This is a genomic window from Janthinobacterium sp. GW823-FHT03B06, from assembly GCF_058796955.1.
This window is the reverse complement of sequence record NZ_JBXAJE010000008.1, coordinates 27,069-47,329: the sequence shown is the minus strand read 5'-3', so window position 1 is coordinate 47,329 and position 20,261 is coordinate 27,069. Positions and strand designations below refer to the sequence as shown.

Here is a 20,261-nt window from a genome sequence, read left to right as displayed (position 1 = left end):
CTCCTTAAAAACGCGCGTTCAATTCGATTTGCAGGGTGTCGATCGACAGTGCCGAACCGAACACTTCGCGGCTCGACGTCCAGCGGCCGTTCAGCCAGGTATTCTTGTCGAGCGCATACGCGCCACCGAGGTAGTAGCCGCGCGCATTCGTGCCGCCCAGATGGAAGGTGGAATCGTTGTAGGCGTCAGGCAAGGCGTCCGGTTCGATGCGCTTGTAACCGAGCAGCACGTTCCAGTCGCCGCGCGCCGCCGGGCTGGCCTTGCCCAGGGTCGCCTGCAGCATGTAGGCATTGCCGCCGCTCTTGAAATCGGCTTGCGAGACGCCGCCCGTGCCGCCGAAGTTATTCATGATGCCGCCCTTGGCGCGCGCCCACATTTCATTCTTGTCGTAGGCCATGTTGCGCACATAGTCGCCTTCGATGCGCAAGTCCGTGCCGCCCGCGACCTTGCTATCCCAGCGCGCATTCAGGTTGGCCAGGCGGAATTTCGACGCCAGGCCCACGAATTGCGGCTGCGGCGTGTTGGCCGGATCGAGCGGATTCAGGGCGATATTGCGCAGCAACATCAAGCTATTGCCCTTTTGCATGCTCGATGGACGCGACCAGTCCGTGCTGCAGCCATCGGCGCCTGCGTACAAGGCGCACGGCTGCGAATACTCGCCGCTGATGTTGCGGAAGTTGTAATAGGCCAAGGCGCCACGCAATTGATGGTCGCTATTGATCTTCCACGACGCGCCCACTTGCGCACCGAGCAGCCATTTGTTTTCGCTCGACATTTTTGCCTGGCTGCGGCTAGGCGCATTGTCGGACGAATACTCGAGCGGAATCAGGCCCAGGGTGCCGAACACGGTGACGTCCTTGCTCTCACCGACCGGCTGCTGCACCTTGGCGGCGATGCCGTCGAAATTGAGTTCGCTGGAAAACAGTTCGTCGCCGGACACGAATGGATTGTCGAAGCGGCCCGCCGTCAGTTTCAGCCACGAAGCAGGCTGGTAGGACAGCCAGGCCTGGTCCAGCCAGATGTTCTTCTTGCCCAGGCCGCCACCGAGAGTTTGCGTGGTCGATACCGGGCTGTCGTCATTGCCGCTGGCCAGGCGGATGCCCGCTTGCGTGGTGTCGGAAATGTCGGCCAGGATACCGAGGCGGGCACGGGCGCGCAGCAAGTGCTTGCGGTCTTCGCGCGTGTTGAGCAACGCCGGCAGGGCCAGGTTGGTGTTCGAATTGACGTCGTAGCCGCTGCCGCTGTTGAGCGAGCGCCAGTCGATCTCGATATTGCTGTTGGCCATGTCGTAGTAGCGCGATTCGTAGCGCGCGCGCACGTCGCCTTCCAGGCGGATGCGCTTGGTCCAGGCCGGCGTTTCATTCGGCGCCGCCCAGCCGCCCGCTTTTGCTTCAGCCATGACCTGGCCCTTGATCTCGTCGCGGATCTGCTCGCGCACGGTTTGCGAAATATACGGCACGCGCACGTCGCCAGGCTGCACCTGCGCCAGGGCGGCCGGTGCGGCGGCCGGACGGGCTTGCGCCGCGGCCAGCGCTTCGCTCTGCGCCTGCGCCAGCAAGGCTTCGCCGGCATCCTTGTTCAGGGCGCCGCTCTGGATCAGGCCGCGGATCAGCTTGACCATGGTGCTGTCGGCCGGGACGGCCTGCGCCTGTACCGCGCCTGCCGCCACGCTCAGGGCGAAAGCGGCCAGCGCCAGCGGAAGGCGGCGCGCACGCTGTGGGGAAGAAAATATGAGGTTCATCGCTTCTTTCGGTAAAAATTAATATGAATTAAGGACGCTATGGCCTGCGGCCTTTAATGGATACGCGGGCCGGGAAACGCAGGGATGCCGGCGGCCGCTCATCGGCGCGGAAGTCGCGCACCATGGCCAGCACCTGCTCATCCGTCTGCGCATTGCCCGTGCCTTGCACCAGCTGCACTTTCGTCGTCCTGCCTTCCGTATCGAGCCACAGGTCGACGCGGATATCGCTGAACGCCAGCTGGCGCGTGCGCGGGTCGCGGGCGAACGCCAGCTGCAGCGCGTTGGCGACGTAGCGGCCATACGATCCCGCGCCGAGTCCGCCGCCACCGCCGCTACCGCTCATGCCGCCGCCGCGCCCGGCCTGGATGCCGAACGCGTCGCTGCCGGCCTGCGCCGCGCCGTCGATGGTGACGGGGTCGCCCTTATCCGGCGACGGGCTTTCCGGCGCGTCATCCATGGGCTTGTCGGCAGGCGTCGGTTCCGGCTCGGACACTTCCGGCACCACCTTGTCCGGTGTCGGTTCCGGCAATTTTTCCGGTTCCGGCGGCGGCGGTGGCGGCGGTGGCAGCATCAGCATCGGCGGCGCCGCCACTTCGCGCTTGGTGGCCGCCGTATCGGACAGCAAATACCAGACCAGCGCGGCCAGCGCAGCGGCCAGCAGCGCGCCGCCGGCCACGCCGCCCCAGCGGCGCCACCACTGCGCCGCGCCCGACGATTCCGAGCCGGCCATCTTCATCATGTCGTCACGCTTCACCTTGCGCTCCTCATGCCGGCTTGCCGGTCACCAGGCCCACCTGGTTCAGGTCGATGCGGCGCAGCAGGTCCAGCACTTCGACCACCTTCGCGTATTGCACGGCGGCGTCGCCGCGCACGATCACGGGGAAGTCGGGCGTCAGCGCCTTTTCCGTGCGCAAGCGCTCTTCCAGCTCGGGCAGGGTGACGGGATAGGCGTCGAGGAAGACCTGGCCCGCGTTGTCGATGGTGATGGCCTTGGTCTTCGGTTTTTCCAGCGCCATGGCCGAACTGGCCTTGGGCAGGTCGACCTTGATGCCGGGGATGCTGGCGTTGCTGGTCAAAATGAAGATCACCAGCACCACCAGCAGCACGTCGACGAAGGGCGTGATGTTGATGCCGCCGCTACGCTTGCGGGGGGTAAACTTGGCGGAGGTGGCCATGGTTATGCGCCCCTCACGCCTGATGCAGCGCGGGACGCATCTGGCGTCCGTCGCCCTGCTCTTCCGCCAGACGCGTGGCGAATTCATCGACGAAGACGGCCATGTCGGCAACGATGGCGTCCGAACGCGAGGACAGCCAGTTGTAGCCGAACAGGGCGGGAATCGCCACGCCCAGGCCGGCAGCCGTACACAGCAGCGCTGCCGCCATGCCTGGCGCCACCGAGTTGATGTCCACGGCGCCCGCCATGGCCGCCACGACGAACACCAGCATGATGCCGATCACGGTGCCGAACAGGCCGACATACGGCGCGCCTTCGATGGTGGTCGAGAGCCAGATCATGCGCTTGGACATGCGCTCGCTTTCGCGCACCATCACGCCATCCATGGCGGCGCGGATGGCGCCGATGGTCGCGTTCGAGACGGCGTTCAAGTCGTAGCCGCGGTCGTGGCGGCGGCGCATCTCGTCGATGGCCACGTCATACAGACGCCACAGCGAGGAATCCGTTTTCACGGAAGCGCTCAGCTTGCCGTTGCGCGCCAGGTGATCGAGCGGCGCGCCGGCCGCTTCGTGGAACGACTGCATGAACTGGGCATTGGCGCGCGAGATGGCGCCATAGCTGCGGCCCTTGCCGATCATGATGATCCACGACAAGACCATCATCAGGCCCAGCACGCCGACGACGATCCACGCGTCGAGCGGCATGGCGGCGATGATGAAGCCGAAATGGCTTTTGCCGGCCTGCTGTTCATCGGCGCCAAACACGGCCAGGCGCGATTCGGAGCCTTGCGAGACGGCGTCGGCCAGCAGCAGGGCGTCGGGACGGGCCGTGCGCGACAGGCGCAGCTCGTCAATGGCGCCCGTGAAGTTGGCCAGTGCGGCGCCACCGGCGACCGGCGGCGCGTCGGTACCCACCGAGGCGGCCGTGCTGAATGCCGGCAGGGCGGTGGCCAGCGAGACGGCCGGACGGCCGCCCACGTACAGGGCCACATTGTTCTTGTCGGCCTTGACGGCCAGGTGCGACCATTGCGCGGCCTGGATAGGCTGGCCCGGCTTGCTGCGCTGGCCATTGACCTGCACGAAGGGCACGCCCTGGTCCACGCCGATCAGCAATTCATTGGCGCCGTCGCGGCGCGCATACAGCACTTGCTGGGCGCCCAGGCTGTCCGGACGCACCCAGGCGGAAAAGGTGAACGGCGCGCCGGCGGCCAGCGCCAGCGATGGCGAGGCGGGCAGCATCAATGGCGTGGTGCCCAGGCGGGCGCCGGCGCCGATGACGGAACCGTCGAGCGCCGGCACGGCCGTCTGGGCATGGTTGCCGTAGGCGGTGCTGTCGCGCGAGGGCACGCCCGGTTCGCTGAAGTGATATACGAGGCTGTAGTCGGGGTCAAACGTACGCTGGCCGTTGCCGGAGGCGGGCGCCTTCGGATTGCCGTAGTACATCCACAGCTGCTGCGGCGTACCGGCCGTCAGGGCCGGCACGTCGACCCAGATCAGGGCGATGCCCAAGAGCGGATTGAATTGCTCGATCTGGTGGTTCAGCACGGTTTTATCGTCGCCCGCCACGAAGCGCAGGTCGGCGCCGTTGTCGCTGACGCCTTCGAAGTTGAAGTTACCCGAATGCAAGCGCAGCAGCACGGGGATGCGGCCGGGATCGCCGCCCACCGCGCCCGCCTTCGGGCCGGCGTCGACGGTGACGGGTTTGCGGTAAGCCCAGTCGGGCTGCCACCAGGCATGCGCCAGGCCGGGAACGAGCGTGCCCAGGATCGTGAGCAGAAAAAGAAAACGTTGCATGACAGTGATTCTCCGAAGAAAAGTCTAAAAAAGTGCAGTGCTGTTGAGCTGGCCCGTCAGTAGCTGGCCGACAGGTTGAAATTGATGCGGCGCACGTGTTTGTGCGTGCGCGGGCCATCGCGCAGCGGATACGAAAAATCGATGCGGCCATTCAGGTAGCGCAGGAACTGGAAGCTGCTGCCCACGCCCACGGAGGCCAGGCCGAACAGGTCTTTCTGCTCGATCATCGGATCGCGCAGGCGCAGGCGCGCGCCATCGGCAAAAGCGAACAGGCGCCAGTTTTCCAGGCGGCTGAAATACGTCAGCTGAGGCGTACGCCATTCGACCGTGCCGGACACGCCGTAGTCGCCCGTCGCTTCGGCCGACAGGTAGCCGCGCACGGAATTGGCGCCGCCGGCGGCCATCTGCTCGCCCGACACGAGCGCCGCATCGGCCAGCTGGCCCGCCAGCTTGCCGTACAGCTGCGCGCCGCTGCCCAGGGTAGTGGTGGCGTTGGCGTCGCCCTTCAGGACGAGGAAGCTGGGCGAGGCCTTGTAGCGCTTGTTGTCGTAGGTAGCGCTGTCGCTGCCGTAGCCGAACGAAGCGCGCGTGCCGGCCACCAGCGACAGGCCGAGGCCATACGTCGCCGCCTCCGTCTGCGCAAAGCCGTTATACGACACGCTCAGGGGCACGTACTTGAGCGGAATATTGCTGCCCGTGCCATTGAGCTTGAGCGCTTCCTGGTTATCCTTGAAATCGATGCCGGCAGAAAAACTGTGCCACCAGATGCCGCTGTTGGGCACCGTGTAGTTAACTTTCATGCCCAGCGCATGGCCCTTGCCCAGCACGCTGGTGCCGCCCGTGCTGGCCACATTGCTGTTCGACTGGTAGCCGGTCGCTTCCACGCTCCAGCCCTGCGTGCCGATCGGCGCCACGTACGAGGCGGACCACACCTTGGTCTGGTTCAGGTCGCCCGGCGTGCCGAAAAAGCTGATGGTGGCGCTATGCCCGAGCTGCCACAGATTGTCGTGGCCGACCGACATGCTGGTACGCAATTTCTTCGTATCGGCGCTGTAATCGTTGTTCAAGCCCACGCTGGCGCGCCACGGGCTGCTGTCGTCCACTTTCAGGTCCACGTCCATGGTGCCGGGCAGGCTGCCCTGCTTGACCAGCGGCATCACCTGGCGCTTGGGACCGCGGTTCAGGGCCGTCAGTTCCACTTGCGCCTGCGTAAAGTCGGGCACCGTGCCTTCCGTCAGGGCCGGCACTTGCTGGCGCACGTCGAGCGGCGAGTTGTATTGCGCGCCGACCACGCGCAAGCGCCCCACCTTCGTTTCGCTCACCTGCAGCACCACCACGCCCTGCTCCACCTGCTGCTCCGGCAAGTCCACGTAGACGGACTGGTAGCCCCGGGATTGATATGCAGCAACGAGGGCGTCGCGCGCCCCTTCCACGTCCTTCAAAGTGCGGCCCGGCCCCAGGAAGGGCGTGACCGCCTCTTCGATGGCGCGGGCGTCGAGCACGGTATTGCCTCGCACCAGGTATTCCTCGATCGTCACTTGCCGTTCGGGCGCAGCCACGGGGGCCGCCGCCGGCACCGCATCCTGCGCGCGCGCCATGCCGGGCAGCGCCAGCATGGCCAGGCACAGCATCGTCAAGGCGGTTGCAGGCGCCGCTGGCGGCACGCCCCTGCCCTTGGTTGTCATTTCACGCATCTTCCATTCACCTTAAAATCAAACGGTTGCCCTGTATTGCGGCGCTGGGCCGGCGTTTTTTTGTTGCTGATGTTCATCTACTGATGCCTAGACAGCAGCCGCGCGCGACGACTGCCGAATGTCATCAAATGTTCATAAAACTCACGGTTGCAGTCCGCGCCGCTCGTTCGGCGTGAGCGCCTGCAGCTGCGGCGCCGTCAACGGTCCCGCGCCCAGCACCTGCACCACGCCGGCCGGCTGGTAGCTGGACGCGTGCGGCTCGCCGCCCTGCTGCTTGCCGGTGCCGCCCTCATCCGCCTGCTCGTTGCCAAAACCCAACACTTTCACGGTGAACAACGACGGCTGCGCCTGGCGCGTGGCGGCCCGTTCGCGCTGCAGCACGTCCTGCGCCGCCGTCACGGCCTGCGTCGCGGCCGCGCTGGCATTGCTCAGTGCTCCCACGTTCACCGAGGCGACGGTTGGCACGCCCGTGGACTTGCCCTGCACCTGGATGTTTTCCGCATTCACCACCTGCAGGGCGGCCAGATTGACGTTGCCCGAAACGCGGATGCCCGCCTCGCCCGCGTCGATGCTGCCCAGCGGGGCGATCAGGTCGATGTCGCCGGGCGGCACCTCCGGGATCGGATTCAGCGTGGCGATGCCGGCGCCCGTCGTCGGCGTGCTCGGCGACAGGCTGACGAGGCCGATGCTGTCGTACGCGCGGCGCTGCGGCGTGTAGACGACGGTGGACTTGGTGCCGCGGCCCGCGTTGATGTCGCCCGTGGCCGACCAGGCCAGGATGTTGCCGCCGAAGGTAGTAAAGATGCGGCTCTGGCCCAGCAGGATGCTGTCTTTCGCATACATCTGGATGTCGCCCTTTCCCTGCGTCAGCACGCCCGAGCCTTCGCCCGGCGCATAGCCGCCGTCGACGCCGATCAGCGCGCGGCCGCCCGGCACCGTGATGCCGATGTCGCCGCCGAAATCCGTGTGGATGCCGGCATCATTGACGGTCACGTAAGGCACGTTGTAGTCGGGACGGCCCGCCTCGGCCCATTCCTGCGGGCTCAGGTAGCGCACGCCCGCGACGGGACGCTTGGTGAACACGCCGCCATATCCGCTGACGGTGTACAGCGCGCTGCTGAACATCGTCAGATCGCCCTGGTACTCGATCTTCTTGCCCGCCTTGTCCTGCGCCGGGAAGAGGGTGGCGATGGCTTCGCGGCCGCGCAGATAGCTGCCGCGGCGCGCGCCGTCCGCATCGTTGTACTCGCGTCCGGCCGCCTTCAGCTCGGCAAAGTAGACATTGCTCAGGTACACCTGCTGCTGTTCCTTCGGCAAGGCGGCAAAGAAGCTGCGCGCATCGGTGGCCGGGTCGTAGCGGATGCCCAGGCCGCTGTCGCCGCCAAAGCGCGTCGTCAGCCAGTTCACCAGGTGCAGCTGGCTGACCTGCGCGTATTCGCGCGCCAGGTCGCGCCGCACGCCGCCCGTCTGCTGGCCGGCTTTCTCCAGCTCGGCCTGCTTCGTGCCGAGGAAGGCGGCAGCGCCCGCCTCGTCGCCGCTGTAGGCAAACTGGCCGCGCAGCCAGTCGGCCAGGGTCAGCTTGCCGCCGTAGACATACACGGCGCTGCCGGCCTGGTCGGCCAGCGGCTTGCTTGGATCGGCCAGCTTGGCCGGGTCCAGGTAGCGCGCCGCGAAGGCCGCATAGTCGGGACCGTTGCGGCCCACGCCGGCGGCCACGCTGATGCCGGCGCCATCGCCGCGCTTGTCCTGGCCGACATTGACGATGGAGCCGAGGCTGCGCAATTCCGCCTTGTCGGCCATGTACAGGTCGCGCCCGGCGCTCACATTGAGCTGGCCCGGCCCCGCCACATAGAAGGTGCTGTAGCGGATATCGCGCCCGGCGCTGACGACGGAAACGTCATCGGCATGGCGGTGCACGAACAGATTGCCGCGCGCCGACGAGCTGCCGAAGACGACCGGCTTTTCCGGCAGCTCGGGACTGTTGGCAAAGGGCTGGCCGGTCCATCCCGCCGCGCCGTCCGGCACGCTCTCGACCGTTCCCAGCGGCGTGCCGGAGTTGACGATGTCGCGTCCGGCACGCACGGCCACGGCGCCGCCGCCCTCGTACCACAGGCCCAGCGGGCCCGTTTCGCCCTTCAGCTTCGCCCGGTACACGATGCCGCCCGTGCGCAGGCCGACGATGTCGCCGCTGTTGGCATAGAAGTGCGCGGGCAACTGGCCTGCCGGCACATAGTCGGAGACCGTCGGCGGGGTCATGCTGAACAGCGGATACACTTGCTGATTGGCATCGCTGGCGCCATTCGACGTCGTACCAAACCATTTCAATGGCCCCGGCGCCAGCGCATCGGCGCTGACGTTATGCAGCGGCAGCAGGCCAAACCAGACCTTGTCCAGTGCGCCGACGAAGCCCGGATTGAACGGATTCGGCAGCAGGCGCGGGTCGGCGCCCGATGGCGTGATCGGATAACCGGCCGCATGGATGGAGTCGGCGGCCAGCATTTCCAGCTGCCCCGTGCCCGTCCTGACAAATTGCGGCGCCACTGGCGACGGCGCCAGGATCACGCCGTTTTGCGGCATGTCCACCTTGCCGCCATCACCCAGCCTGCCCAGGCTGGCATTGCCGTAGTACAAGCTGCCGCTGGCGGCCACGGCGCGCAGCACGGATGGCATGACGAAGCGCCCGTCCGTCGGCGCGTGGTTGTCGCCGGCCATCGCATTGATCCAGGACGAGGTGGGCGTCAGGTTGCCGCCCGCGCTGAACAGGTCGATGGCCGTGGCCGGCGTCCACAGCGAGAACCAGCTCCAGCCTTCGCCGGTGCGCTCCACGCCTTGGTAGCTGAACGGCGAACCATAGCCCAGTTGCTTCACGCGGCCCGCATCGGCCACGCCGCCCAGCACCACGTCGCCGCGCGCATCGATGCGCACGCCGCTGTCGCCCGGCACCAGGATCGGCCCGCCGCTGGCGATCGCCGTGCCCGCCGTGTAGGTTTCATACGGCCGCGATTCCGTCGGATCGGCGCGGTCGAAGCGCAATTCGATGCCGCCCACGGCGCCCGCCTCCAGGCGCAGCGCGCCGCGCAGGTTGGTGAGCGTGCTGTTCAGGCCAGGGATCTGGCGTTCGAAACGCGTATTCGGGTTAGGACGGTCGCTATTGCTGTCGAAGCTGCGCACCTCGGCCACGGGGTTCAGCCCGCCGCCGATGCGGATATCGAGGTCGCCGCCGCCCGTCAGCAGCAGCTTGCCGTCCGGCGTCACCCTGCCCGTGCTGCCCACGGCCACGTTCAGGCCCTGGCTGCGCGGCGCGAACTCGCCGCCCGGATCGGCGCGCGAGGCCAGCATGCCGGCGTCGCCGCCCGCCTGCAGCAGCAGATTGCCGCCGCCCAGGGTGCCGATGCCCGTGAAGCCCGACAGCCCCGGCAAGCCCGAGAACAGGTCGACGCCTTCGGGACGCGCGACATAGGTGCCGAAATTGATCCACCATGCCGTCGGCACGCCGCCTCCCGTGCTGCCGCTGCCCTGGCGCCACAGCCAGGTGCCGATGTCGCTGGTGTCCTGTTGCGCGCGCAGCCAGCCGATGGCATCCTCGCGGCGCTGGGTGGAGCTGCCCAGCGTATCGCCCTTGACGTCGCCCTGGGCGCGCAGCAGCAGATTGCCGCCATGCTCGGGATACCAGGCGCGGTACAGGCTCTGGCTGCCGCCATCGACAAACGGCGTAAAGTCCGTGCCCAGCGCACCGAGCAGCTGGCCCTTGGCGTTCAGGCCGCGCGGCAGGTTGAACAGATCCTTGCCGCCGACCAGCGGCGAGGCCGACTGCGTGCCCGCCGTGTAGACGCCATACAGCGAACGCATGTCGAAGTCGCCCGCGGCGAGCAAATCGAGGTCGCCCGTGCCCGTGCGCAGCACGCTGAACAGGGGCTGGCGCGCCGGCTCCACGCTGGTCACCTTCTCAGGCGGCGTGCCGTCGGCCACCTTGACCACCAGATAGCCATAGTTTTCCAGCATGTTTGCCTCGTCGCCAAACCAGCTGATGTCAACCTCGCCTTCGGGATATCCTTCGAGGAGAGCCGCTTCGCTGAAGATATATTTGGCCGGCGAACCCGTGCCCGGCACGATGGAAGTCACCGCGTCCAGGCCGTAATGCGTATCGGCCAGCATCAGATGGGCGTCCTTCGCATGCGGTTTCAACGCGCGCGTGTCGGCCGCCGCCGTATCGGCGCCGCCCACCAGGCGCAGCGACCACGCTTGCGAACCCTGGGCCAGCATGGGCGCCAGCGCCAGGTTGCGGCCCTGGCTTCCGCTGCCATCCGCGCTGCGCAGCGACACCATGGTGACGTCGCCCGGCAGCCTGACCACGGTGCCGGCGGGCAGCACGCTGCCCTTGTCCAGCGCCAGCGCCGAGGCCAGCACCACGCCATTGACGGCATTCGTGCCATCGGCCACGTCCCACGGCCGGCCTTCCGGGAAAGGCAGGGCCACGTTCGCCGGCCACACCATGGCCGCCACCTGGGCCGCGCCAGGCAGGCGCAGGCCGGCATCGAGCTGCATCCCGCTCGATAAAGTCAGCGCCTTCGGCAAGACGGTGCCGGCCGCGTACAGCACGCTGCCGTCGGCATTGCGCACGGCGCCGCCCAGCACGCTGCCTGCAGGCAAGTTCAGCTCCGCCGTCAAGGTGGCGCGCGCCGCCAGCAAGGTACCGCTGCGCAACTCCATGGCTTTCATCGGCACGGCGAAATTGACGCTCGTGCCCGATTTGAAATAGGTGTTTTCGGCCAGGGTCACCAGGCCCGCTTGTGGCACGACGACCTCGCCGCCCCACGGCAACCGGCCTTTCACCAGCTGCCAGCCCTTGTCATCGATCGTGACGGGCAGGACGCTGGTATCGAAACCATCGGTGATGCTGCCAAAGACGCTGAGCTTGCCGCCGGCGCGCAGCACCAGCGCACCGGCTTCGCCCGAGCCGTACACGCCGCTCAGGCGCGCCAGCGGATTGACGCCGTCATAGCGGTGGCCGGACAGGTCGATGTCGCCATCGATATGCAGGTCGCCGCCCGGCGTGGCGCTGACGATCTCGACGCCAGGGCGCAAATGGAAAGCATTGGCGTCGCCGCGCAAGCCGCGCAGCTTGTTGTTCATCAAGTTGCCGTTCGCCAGCGCATTGGCCATGAAGACCTGGCTGTCCCCGTGTTTCTCGTTCAGGTAAGCCTGGTTGATGCCCTGGTAGCTGCGGCCGTCCGCATCCTTGCCCGTGCCCGCTGGCGCATCCTTGTATTGCCAGAAGGCATTGACGTTGATCGTGCGCGCGCCGGCGATGTTCAGCGCACCAGCCGCGTCGATGTCGATGTCGTCGCCCGTGGCGCCGCCCAGGCGGCGCGCGTTCAGGTCGATGCTGCCGTAGTTGCCGCCCTTGTCACCGCTGCGCAGGTCGAAACGCGCGCCGTTTTCCAGGGTCAGGCGGCCGCCAGGCGCGGCCAGTTCGATCACGGCGCGGTTCGGCGCCTCGATCACCTGGCCATAGCTGTCCGTGCGCAGCACCGTGCCGTGCGCATCGAGCACGGCGCCGGATTGGATGGTGACGCCGTCGCGGCCGGCCAGGCGGATGCTGCCCACCTGTTCGCCGCTGGCGTCGATGCGGCCGTTCACCGTCAGGCTGCCGCCATCGACGGAGACGCTCACTTCGCGCGCCTTGAGCTCGTCGCCGATGGCCAGATTGCCCTGTTTGAGCTGGAAGCCGCGGCTGCCGAATACCTTGCCCGTGTTCAGGCGCTGGTTCAAGCCGGCGAAATCGCCGACATGCTGGGCGCGCAGCTCCAGGCCGCCCGCCGCGTAGGCTACCTGAGTGCCGCCCGCGTCATAGCTGCCGCTGGCGCCGCCCAGCAGGCTGCCGCGCAAGTCGGCCGTGCCGGCCGCCTCGCCCGTGGCGATTACGCTGAGCTTGCCGGCGCGGTTGTTCACGGCCGACACGTCGATCACGGAAGCGGCCGCCTGACGCACGTCGCCCTCGCGGCTGTCGAGGATCACGTCGCCGCCCCAGCTGTACTTGCTGGTGTCGTAGAAATCGATCTTGCGGCCCGCCAGGTCCAGCTTGGCCTTGTCACCCAGCAATACATCGCGCTCGGCCGACAGGGTCAATTTTCCGCTCGGCAAGATCACCGCCGTATCCACGCTGACGCTGTTACCGCTGAGGGCCACTTCGGCGCCCAGGGCACCGGCCAGCGCCGCATTCGTCGGCGTGGCGGCGGCGGCACCGGCCGGTGCGCTCACCTTGACGGCGCCGCCCGCCGTGAGGCGGTTGACGGAGCCGGCCGCGCCCGTCAACAGCGGCGTGTTGATCAGCAAATCGCCGCCGCTGTAGCGGTAGCCATTGGTGGCCGTATCCCACGCGCTTTGCGACTGGTAGACGGACAGGCTGCCCTTGTTGTTGGCCGTCAGCTGTTCGCTGGCATTGAGTGCCACCTGGCCGAAGCCCAGCACCAGACGGTCCAGCTTGTGGATGGTGTCGGGACGGCTGTCCGGCGTGAAGCCGAATTCGATGCGCCTGGCGTCGACCTGCAGGCGGCCGCTGCCCGTGCCGGGGCCATTGGCGACGACGGCGCCGGGCGCATTCGTCGCGCCCTGCCACACGAGGGTGTCCGTGTGGATGCGCGCCAGCGCGTCCGTGCCGCCATAGCCGTAGATGGCAGGCGTGTTGAGCACCAGGCGCGACAGCGACGACTTGCCCGTGGCCGCATCGATGGTCGACAGCTGCGACGAATCATAGAAATTGAAGGAATTGCGCGCCGTCAAACCCAGGTTTTCCAGCGCCGGTGCGCCCGTGCTGGTGTCGCCGCGCAGCAGGCGGTCGAGCACGCCCTGGTTCAGCGCCAGGCCGTCCGGCAGGGCGCCTCGGGCGCTGGCGTCGGCCAGCGACGCCTCGCTGCCGACATTGATCGACCCCATCGCCAGCACCAGGTTGCGCGTGCCGTAGCGCACGTTGTCGCGCAGGGTAAACGCGCGCTCCGTCACGGCGGCGATGGTGCCCTCGGAATACAGCGAGGTGCTGCCGCTGCAGGCGCCGCCCGCCTTCGCACACGCGCCGATATCGATGATGCCGGGGCCATATGATTCGGACGACGGCGGCGCGGCCGGCAGCATGTCCAGCCAGCCGTTCGAAACGGCCAGCACGCTGCCCATGGGCTCGTACACATAGCCGTCGCGTGAATCCCAGGCGGCCTTGCCGCGGCCCAGCGTATTGATGCCGGAACCCTGCTCCAGGACGATGCCGTCGTCTTTTCTCGCCGTCACCAGAAACACTTCGGCCGCCTTCAGCACGGCGCCGTCGCGCAGCACGATGCCGCCCGCCGATTCCTTGATGGCGGCGATATTGGCGCGCTGGTTGCTGCCCGTGCCAAAGTCGCTGTAGGTCACGCGCGGCAAGCCGCCGATGCCCACGCGCTGGGCGCCGAAGGCATTGATCTGCGAGGCATGCACGGAGACGCCATTGAAATCGGCCAGCGGCGCCGTGCCGTCGGCCAGCACCTCGTAGCGCGTCGACGCATGGTTGCCCGTGCCCAGCAGCAGGGAGCCGCCGAAGCCGCCCTCGGCTGGCGCATACAGGGCGCTGCCATCCATCATCAACGGCGTATGGTTGTCCTTGACGCTGTGCACGGACGGGGCGATCAGCTGCACGCGCACGCCCTTGGCATCGCGCTCCAGCGCGGCGCGCGGCACGCCGTCGCGCGTAGCCTGCGCCACGGCGAAGGCGGCATAGCCCGTCTCGTTGTATTGGGAATAGGTGCGCAGCACGTCGGCCGGCGTGAGGATGGCCTGGCGCGCCACCACGTCGCGGATCGCCGTGCCGGCAACGCCCGTCTGCGCCGCCGTCGCATACGAGCCATTGCGCATGGCCACCGTGCCGCCCGCCTCGACGGCGCCGGCCAGGCCATTCAATTCCACGCGGAACGCACCAGGCAGCAGGGCGAAATTCGACGGCAGCAGGGTGTAGGTGCCGGCCGCCAGGCCGGGCACGCCCGCGCCGATAGTGATCTGACGTCCCACGGCGGGCTTGCCCGCGCCTTGCTCGGCCGTCAAGGGTGCCACGTCCGGCTGCACGCCGGGAAGGATGGCGTACACGGGGTTGGTGTTCAGGCCGGGCAAGGTGAAACCGCCGTTCGGCTTCATCTGCACCAGCGGATTGAGGCGCGCATCGGTGGAACCGCCGCGTCCGGCCAGGAAGGCCGCGCCCGTCAAGGTGCCGCCGCCCGACAGGTCGAGCACGGCGCCTTGTTGCACGTCGATGGCGGCGCCCGTCAAGGCGATCTCGGGGCCGTTGCCCACGCCCTTGAAGACGACATCGTTGCCGTCATACAGGTAGCTCAAGCCATCGAGCGTGCCGCCGTAGGGCATCGTCAAGCCTTTCGCGCTGACCGAGGTCAGGCTGCCAGGCAACAGATTGACGCGGCCCGTATTGGCTTCAAAGCCTTCGGCGCCCAGGTTGATCTGGCCCAGCGGCGCGCGCAGCACGCCATGCTGGTTGATGGTGGGCGCAACCAGGCTCAGGGTGCCGAACACGGAGAACGGCTGGTTCGGCGTGGCGCCGTCGCCGCTGCGCCCGATATTGAGCGTGCGCAGGGGATCGAGCGTGACGCGGATATTGCCATACTCGTCGATGCCGCTCTTCTGGCCCACCGTGACCATGCCGCTGTCGCCCGTGGCCGGGTAGATCTGCGCGGCGACCAGGGTGGCATTGCCGGGCTGGTACAGGGCGGCGCTGTTCGACAGGCGCATGTCGCCGCGGCTGCTCAGGGTCAGCTGCTCGAAGGCGTCGCGTTCGACCACCAGGTCGGCGCCGCTGCTCTGCGCGATGGTGCCGCGCGTGCCCATGTTGACCTCGCCCGCGATGTCGAGCATGCCCGCATCGATCTGCAGCAAGGAATCCTCGGCCACCAGCGGCACGCCCAGCATGCCGCGTCCCTTGCCCAGGTTCTTCGAGCCTTTCACGGCATTGGGCACGATGTAGTCATCCTTCTGCGCACGCGCGGCCGTCCCCAGGCGCACATACGGCGCCGCCAGGCGCACCTGGCTGGCGAGGCTGCCCGCCTTGTCCTCGCCATCGGGCACAGGCTGCTGCGCCAGCCCCAGCGAGGAGGCGCTCAGGCGCAGGCTCTGGCCCAGCGACAGATTGATGTCGCCGTCAAAGCTGAGCATGCCGTTCACGTGCAGGGCCAGGTTGTCGAAGCCGCCGGCCTGCACGCGGTCGGCGCCCAGGCGCGCGCTGCCGTAGCGCAGCGCCGCATCCTGCTGGCCGGCGCGCAAGTCGTCGGGCAAGGCGCTCTCGCCCTGCACCTGCGCCAGCTGCATTTCGCGCGGCACGCGCACCGCGTTGTCCACGTTGTCGCCTTGCAAGGTGTAGCGGTTGACCTTGCCATAATTGGGCGTGTCCAGCGCCAGCGCCAGGGTGCCGCCGGCCGCCCCGGCGCCGCCGGCCGCCGCGCGCAGGGTGCCGTCGGCGAAGATGCCGTTATACGAACTGAGCGAGATCAAACCGCCGTTGCCGGCCACGTTGACGGTGCCCTGCTGCGGCAAGTCCAGCGTGGCGTGCGCGCCGCTGGCGTCGAGCAGCGCGCCCGGACGCACGACGACAAAGGCATCGGCCGCGTCGACGCTGGCCGCATCGGCCTTGTAGCGGGCGCCGATTTCGATGCTGCCGCCCTGGTCGGCACGGCCATAGCGCCCGCCGCGCATGTCGGTGGCGACCGTGGCGCGGCCGGCCACGTCGAGCACGGCCTTGTCACCGATCCAGATCGAGGTGGCTTGTCCCTTGCCGTTCGGCACATCCACCTCATTGCCCGTGCCAAACGTGCCCGGCAGGACGGCGATCTTGCCGCCCCAGGCGTCGAGGCGGCCGTCGATGGTGATCTGATCATTGCCCGTCAGGCTGATCTGGCGGCCCGGATCGACCTTGATGGCGGCGCCTTCCTGCACCGCCAGGGCGCCCTTCACGTAGGAGCTGCCGGCCGTCAGCGACAGGTCGGCGCCGGTACGCTGCGTCAAGCGGGCCTTGCGCGCATCCTCCTGGTACAGCGGCGGCGTCCACACTTCCAGCGCGGCGCCCGGGTCGGTGCCGCCTGCCACCGTGTGGCCGGTGGCGGGATTAAAGCGCAGCACGGGCATGGTGACGTCGATGTGCGCGTCCTTGACCACCACCACGCCATCGCGGCCCGTGACGGCATAGTCGGCAAAGCCGCTCTGGAACAGGCTGGCGTCCAGCGCCAGCAGCGGCTTGACGGTCACGTCGCGCCCCAGCACCGTGCCGGCCGGCAGCAGCATGCCGCGCGGCGCGCGCAGGTCGTCGGTGGCGATGCTGCCGGCCGCATACTGCGTCGTCACCGGCGGGATCGGCAAGCCGTTCGGAAAGACCGCCGCCGAGACCATGAAACCGACCGGCAGGTTGTTGACGGCTGTCAGCACGCTGCCGGCGCGAACGATGGAACCCTGGTAGACAGACGTGCCGCCGGCGATGACGACATAGGCGCCTGACGGCACCAGCAGGTCGGCTCCCAGCACCAGCGGTTTCTGCACCGACACGTCCGCCGTCACGGATTTGCTCAAAACCTGGCCCGGCTTGATCAGGCTGGTGCTGAGCGCAAGATCGAAGGGGATCTTCTCGCCCTGGGCGATCAGGAATTCATCGGCCAGGCGCAGGCCTGGCGCAGCGCCGGTCCCCGCCGCCAGCACGTCGCCGCCCTGCAGCTTGCCGCCGATGCTGACGGCCGCGCCGCTGTCGATCACCAGGCGTCCGCCGCCCTTCACGCCATGGCCGCGCAATTCGCCGTCGAGCTTGAGCATGGCGCCCGTCGGCGCTTTCTCCGTCGGCAGGTCGACGGCCAGGGTGATGTCGCCGCCCCGCCCGCCCTGCAGGCTGCCATTGCCCATCAGGGCGGCGCCGGACGAGACGTCGATGACGCTGCCGCCCGTCAGGTCGATGCCGCCGGAGCTCTTCAGGGTAACCTTGCCGCCATTCACATACGGCAAACCGGCGACCGCGCCCGGGTCGAGTTCCAGGTTGCTCCACAGGCCGCGCGCATCGAGGCGCACGCCGGGCGCCACGCGCACGCCGGCCGTTCCCGTGGGACGGTTGTCCGGCACCAGCTTGCCTTCAGCCCATACGTCGCCCGCCCCCGCCAGGTAGCGCGAGACGATGTCGCCGGCGGCGATGCTGCCGCCGCGCGCGCTGACATTCGCCTTGATGGCCACGTCGGTGGCGTGCAGGGCGATGTCGCCGCCATCGGCCACGCGCACGTCGGCATTGACGTCGAGCTTGTCGTAGGCGTAGATATTCAGGGCACCCAGCTCCAGCCCGTTGAGCCAGTCGGCATCGAGCTGCAAGGTCTTGCTGCGCGCGGCCGGCAAGGCTTCGCCCAGCAGCTGGCCATCGGCGATGCCCGCCACCTTGCCGATTTGCACCTTTTCCAGCACGGCTTGCGGGCTGTCGCGCAGCTGGCCCGCCTTCGGATCGAAGACGGGCGTCATTTTGCCGACGATCAATTGACCGGCACGCGCCGCCGCCGTCTGCGCCTGCTTGTAGCTGTCCATGCCGTCATCGCGCTTGCGCTGCTGGCGCTCGCCCTGGAAGACGGAGGTGTCGATATCGCCTTCGAGCACGGCGGCGCCCGTGGACACGATCAGGCGGCCCGCGTCGCGGCCCACCGTATAGCCGTTTTCCAGGCGTTCGCGCGGGCCGATCAGGGCATTCGCGTACGTTTCCGTCGTGTTCGCGCCCCAGCGCGCATGCGTGCTTTCATAGCCGCGGTACAGGCCCGTGTACAAATTGTCGCCGGGCGCCGTGCTCAGCTTGTACATCGCGCCATCGGCGCCCTTCAGCCACGTCTGCTTGACCATGCCCGTCTGCACGTCCAGCGAACCGCCGGCGATGTTGATGCGCGAACCGGCCTGCGTCACCACTTCGCCGCCGCCAAAGCCGACGGTGCCGCCCTGGGCCGCCCATTCGCCGATGCCGTGGCCGCTGGTGTTCAGGTAGCCGCTCACTTCCAGCAAGCCGCCGGCCGTGTACCAGCGGTCCGTGGCGTAGCCATTCGTGCCGGCCGGCACCAGCACCAGGTCGCGGCGGTCAACCCACACGTCGCTGTTGTTCAGGTATTTCGCGTCGCGGCTGCCCGGTGCGTCACGCTGTTCGTTGCCTTGCACGTTGATCAGCACATTGTTGCTGCTCATGTCGACCTTCACGCCGACGGCGCCCGAGACGTCGATGGCGGCGTCGCGCGCCACGTGGCTGCGGCGGGCCGCGTCGACCAGCACCTGGCCGCCCGTGGCCAGGGTCAGCGAATCGCCTTCGAACTCCACGTTGCCGGCCGAAACGATGCGCACCAGCGACTGGTCGCGCCGGTCCTGCGGCGTGTCCGTGCCCTTGCCCGTGTCCTTCAGCAAGGTATCACGCTGCACGTCGAGCGCCGTGGCGCCGTTGTCGTCGATGACAATGGCGCTGACGCTGCCGCGCGCCAGGGTGACGCCGGCATTCTCGCCCGCCGCCGCCAGGTGGATGCTGCCGCGTCCGTTGACGCTGGTGCTCGACAGCAGCACGCCATCCTGGCGCAGCGTGTTGCCGCTCAGCGTGATGTCGCCGCCGGCCGCCTGGATCAGCCCATTGTTGACGACGCTGCCCGCCTTGCTGTCCGCCACGCGCAGCATCTCGACTTCATTGCCGCGCGTGCTCGAGTACTGGTTCTTGTCCGTGCCCTGGCCCGGGCGCACGATGATGGCGTCGCCGGCGGCCAGGGTGGTCTGGCCATTCGGCGTGGTGATGGCACCCGCGTTGTCGACGCTGCGGCCGGCCAGCAGCACGTAGCCGCCGCCTTCCGTCACCGTCTGCGGCTTGCGCGTGTCGATGCGCGCGCCGGCGGCGACGACGACGTCCGCCTCGGCCTTGCCATGCGTTGAGGTATTCTGGCCCAGCAGCAAGTCATTCGCGAAGGTCGGTACGGCGCCCGTGCCCTGCGCCTTGCCGTACAGGCCGCTCTTGAACTGGCTGTCGCTCATGCCCATGGCGGCCGCCGCCAGGTTGCGCGTATCGACCTGGCTGCTGCCCGTAAACACGATGCCGTTGCGGTTGACGATCATCACCGTGCCGTCGGCCTTGATCTGGCCCTGGATCTGGCTGGGGCGCGCCAGCGGATCATTGACCCGGTTCAATACGGACCAGTTCGATTTCTGGTCGAATTGCAAGCTGGTGTTCTTGCCGACGTTAAAACTTTCCCAGTTCAGTATCGCCTTGTCGTCCGTCTGCACGACCTTCACGACGGTCTTCCCGTCGGCCTGGGTCTGCACAGGGCCCTGAGCATTGAGCCAGCCGGCCGTCAGGCTGTTCGTGTCGACCTGCAAGCCGCCCTTGACCAGGCCATCGGGCGCGCCGCCCGCCGCCAGCGCCGCCTGGCGCGCGGCCGCCTGCACCGCCTGCTCGGCGGCGATGCCGCGCGCGGCCAGCAACAGGTTATTCAGCGATTGCTGCAGCTTGCCTTCGGCCTTTTGCTGCTGCAGCAGGGGATTGTTCAGCGAGGTAGCCGGCTGGCCATTCGGCAGGCGCCCCGTGGTGGCGGCCGTGCCCTGCTGCGCACCCTTGCCCGCGAACCAGGCGCCGCTGAACGGCTGCTGCGCCTGCGCGCCGCCCGCCTGCAGCAGCATGGCGATGGCCAACGCCAGCGGTTTCAGACGCACCGGGAGACCGGTCCGGTTGCCCGCCATGGCGGAGGAGGATGCGTGTTTCGTGACCGACTTGCTTCGCTGCATGGCGACATTCCCTTTTCATGTTCCGTTGCTGACCGATATCGCGAGGCGGCGCGCACCACGCACGGGGCGGGCGGCAGGCA

At 68.0% G+C, this 20,261-nt stretch carries 6 protein-coding genes; all 6 read right to left on the bottom strand.

The features are described from left to right. Positions 1 to 4: 4 nt before the first annotated feature. The 6 genes from AC1RBA_RS23045 to AC1RBA_RS23020 all read right to left on the bottom strand — a co-directional run bounded on the left by AC1RBA_RS23045 (position 5) and on the right by AC1RBA_RS23020 (position 20,181). Complete coding sequence (locus AC1RBA_RS23045) at positions 5 to 1,741, bottom strand: putative porin (protein WP_070219680.1); 1,737 nt, start codon at positions 1,739 to 1,741, stop codon at positions 5 to 7. Between the two features lie 37 nt (positions 1,742 to 1,778). Then, positions 1,779 to 2,495, bottom strand: coding sequence for an energy transducer TonB family protein (locus AC1RBA_RS23040; protein WP_492419916.1), 717 nt, complete (start codon positions 2,493 to 2,495; stop codon positions 1,779 to 1,781). 10 nt (positions 2,496 to 2,505) lie between these two features. Next, positions 2,506 to 2,916 (bottom strand): ExbD/TolR family protein, encoded by a 411-nt coding sequence (locus AC1RBA_RS23035; protein ID WP_034753784.1) that lies wholly within the window; start codon positions 2,914 to 2,916, stop codon positions 2,506 to 2,508. 13 nt (positions 2,917 to 2,929) lie between these two features. Beyond that, a complete protein-coding gene (locus AC1RBA_RS23030) occupies positions 2,930 to 4,708 on the bottom strand; it encodes a DUF2341 domain-containing protein (protein ID WP_121670715.1) in 1,779 nt (592 codons plus the stop codon). Between the two features lie 56 nt (positions 4,709 to 4,764). Further along, positions 4,765 to 6,402: a ShlB/FhaC/HecB family hemolysin secretion/activation protein gene (locus AC1RBA_RS23025; protein WP_492419915.1), complete on the bottom strand. Its 1,638-nt coding sequence runs from the start codon at positions 6,400 to 6,402 to the stop codon at positions 4,765 to 4,767. Positions 6,403 to 6,543: 141 nt separating this feature from the next. Continuing rightward, positions 6,544 to 20,181 carry a filamentous hemagglutinin family protein gene (locus tag AC1RBA_RS23020; protein ID WP_492419914.1) on the bottom strand — a complete coding sequence of 4,546 codons (13,638 nt, stop codon included), beginning with the start codon at positions 20,179 to 20,181 and terminating at the stop codon, positions 6,544 to 6,546. Positions 20,182 to 20,261 lie beyond the last annotated feature (80 nt).

Bases quoted from the DNA above. Each gene is read 5' to 3' on its own strand.
- AC1RBA_RS23045 (WP_070219680.1), bottom strand. From the start codon at position 1,741: ATGAACCTCATATTTTCTTCCCCACAGCGTGCGCGCCGCCTTCCGCTG.
- AC1RBA_RS23035 (WP_034753784.1), bottom strand. From the start codon at position 2,916: ATGGCCACCTCCGCCAAGTTTACCCCCCGCAAGCGTAGCGGCGGCATC.
- AC1RBA_RS23030 (WP_121670715.1), bottom strand. From the start codon at position 4,708: ATGCAACGTTTTCTTTTTCTGCTCACGATCCTGGGCACGCTCGTTCCC.
- AC1RBA_RS23025 (WP_492419915.1), bottom strand. From the start codon at position 6,402: ATGCGTGAAATGACAACCAAGGGCAGGGGCGTGCCGCCAGCGGCGCCT.
- AC1RBA_RS23020 (WP_492419914.1), bottom strand. From the start codon at position 20,181: ATGCAGCGAAGCAAGTCGGTCACGAAACACGCATCCTCCTCCGCCATG.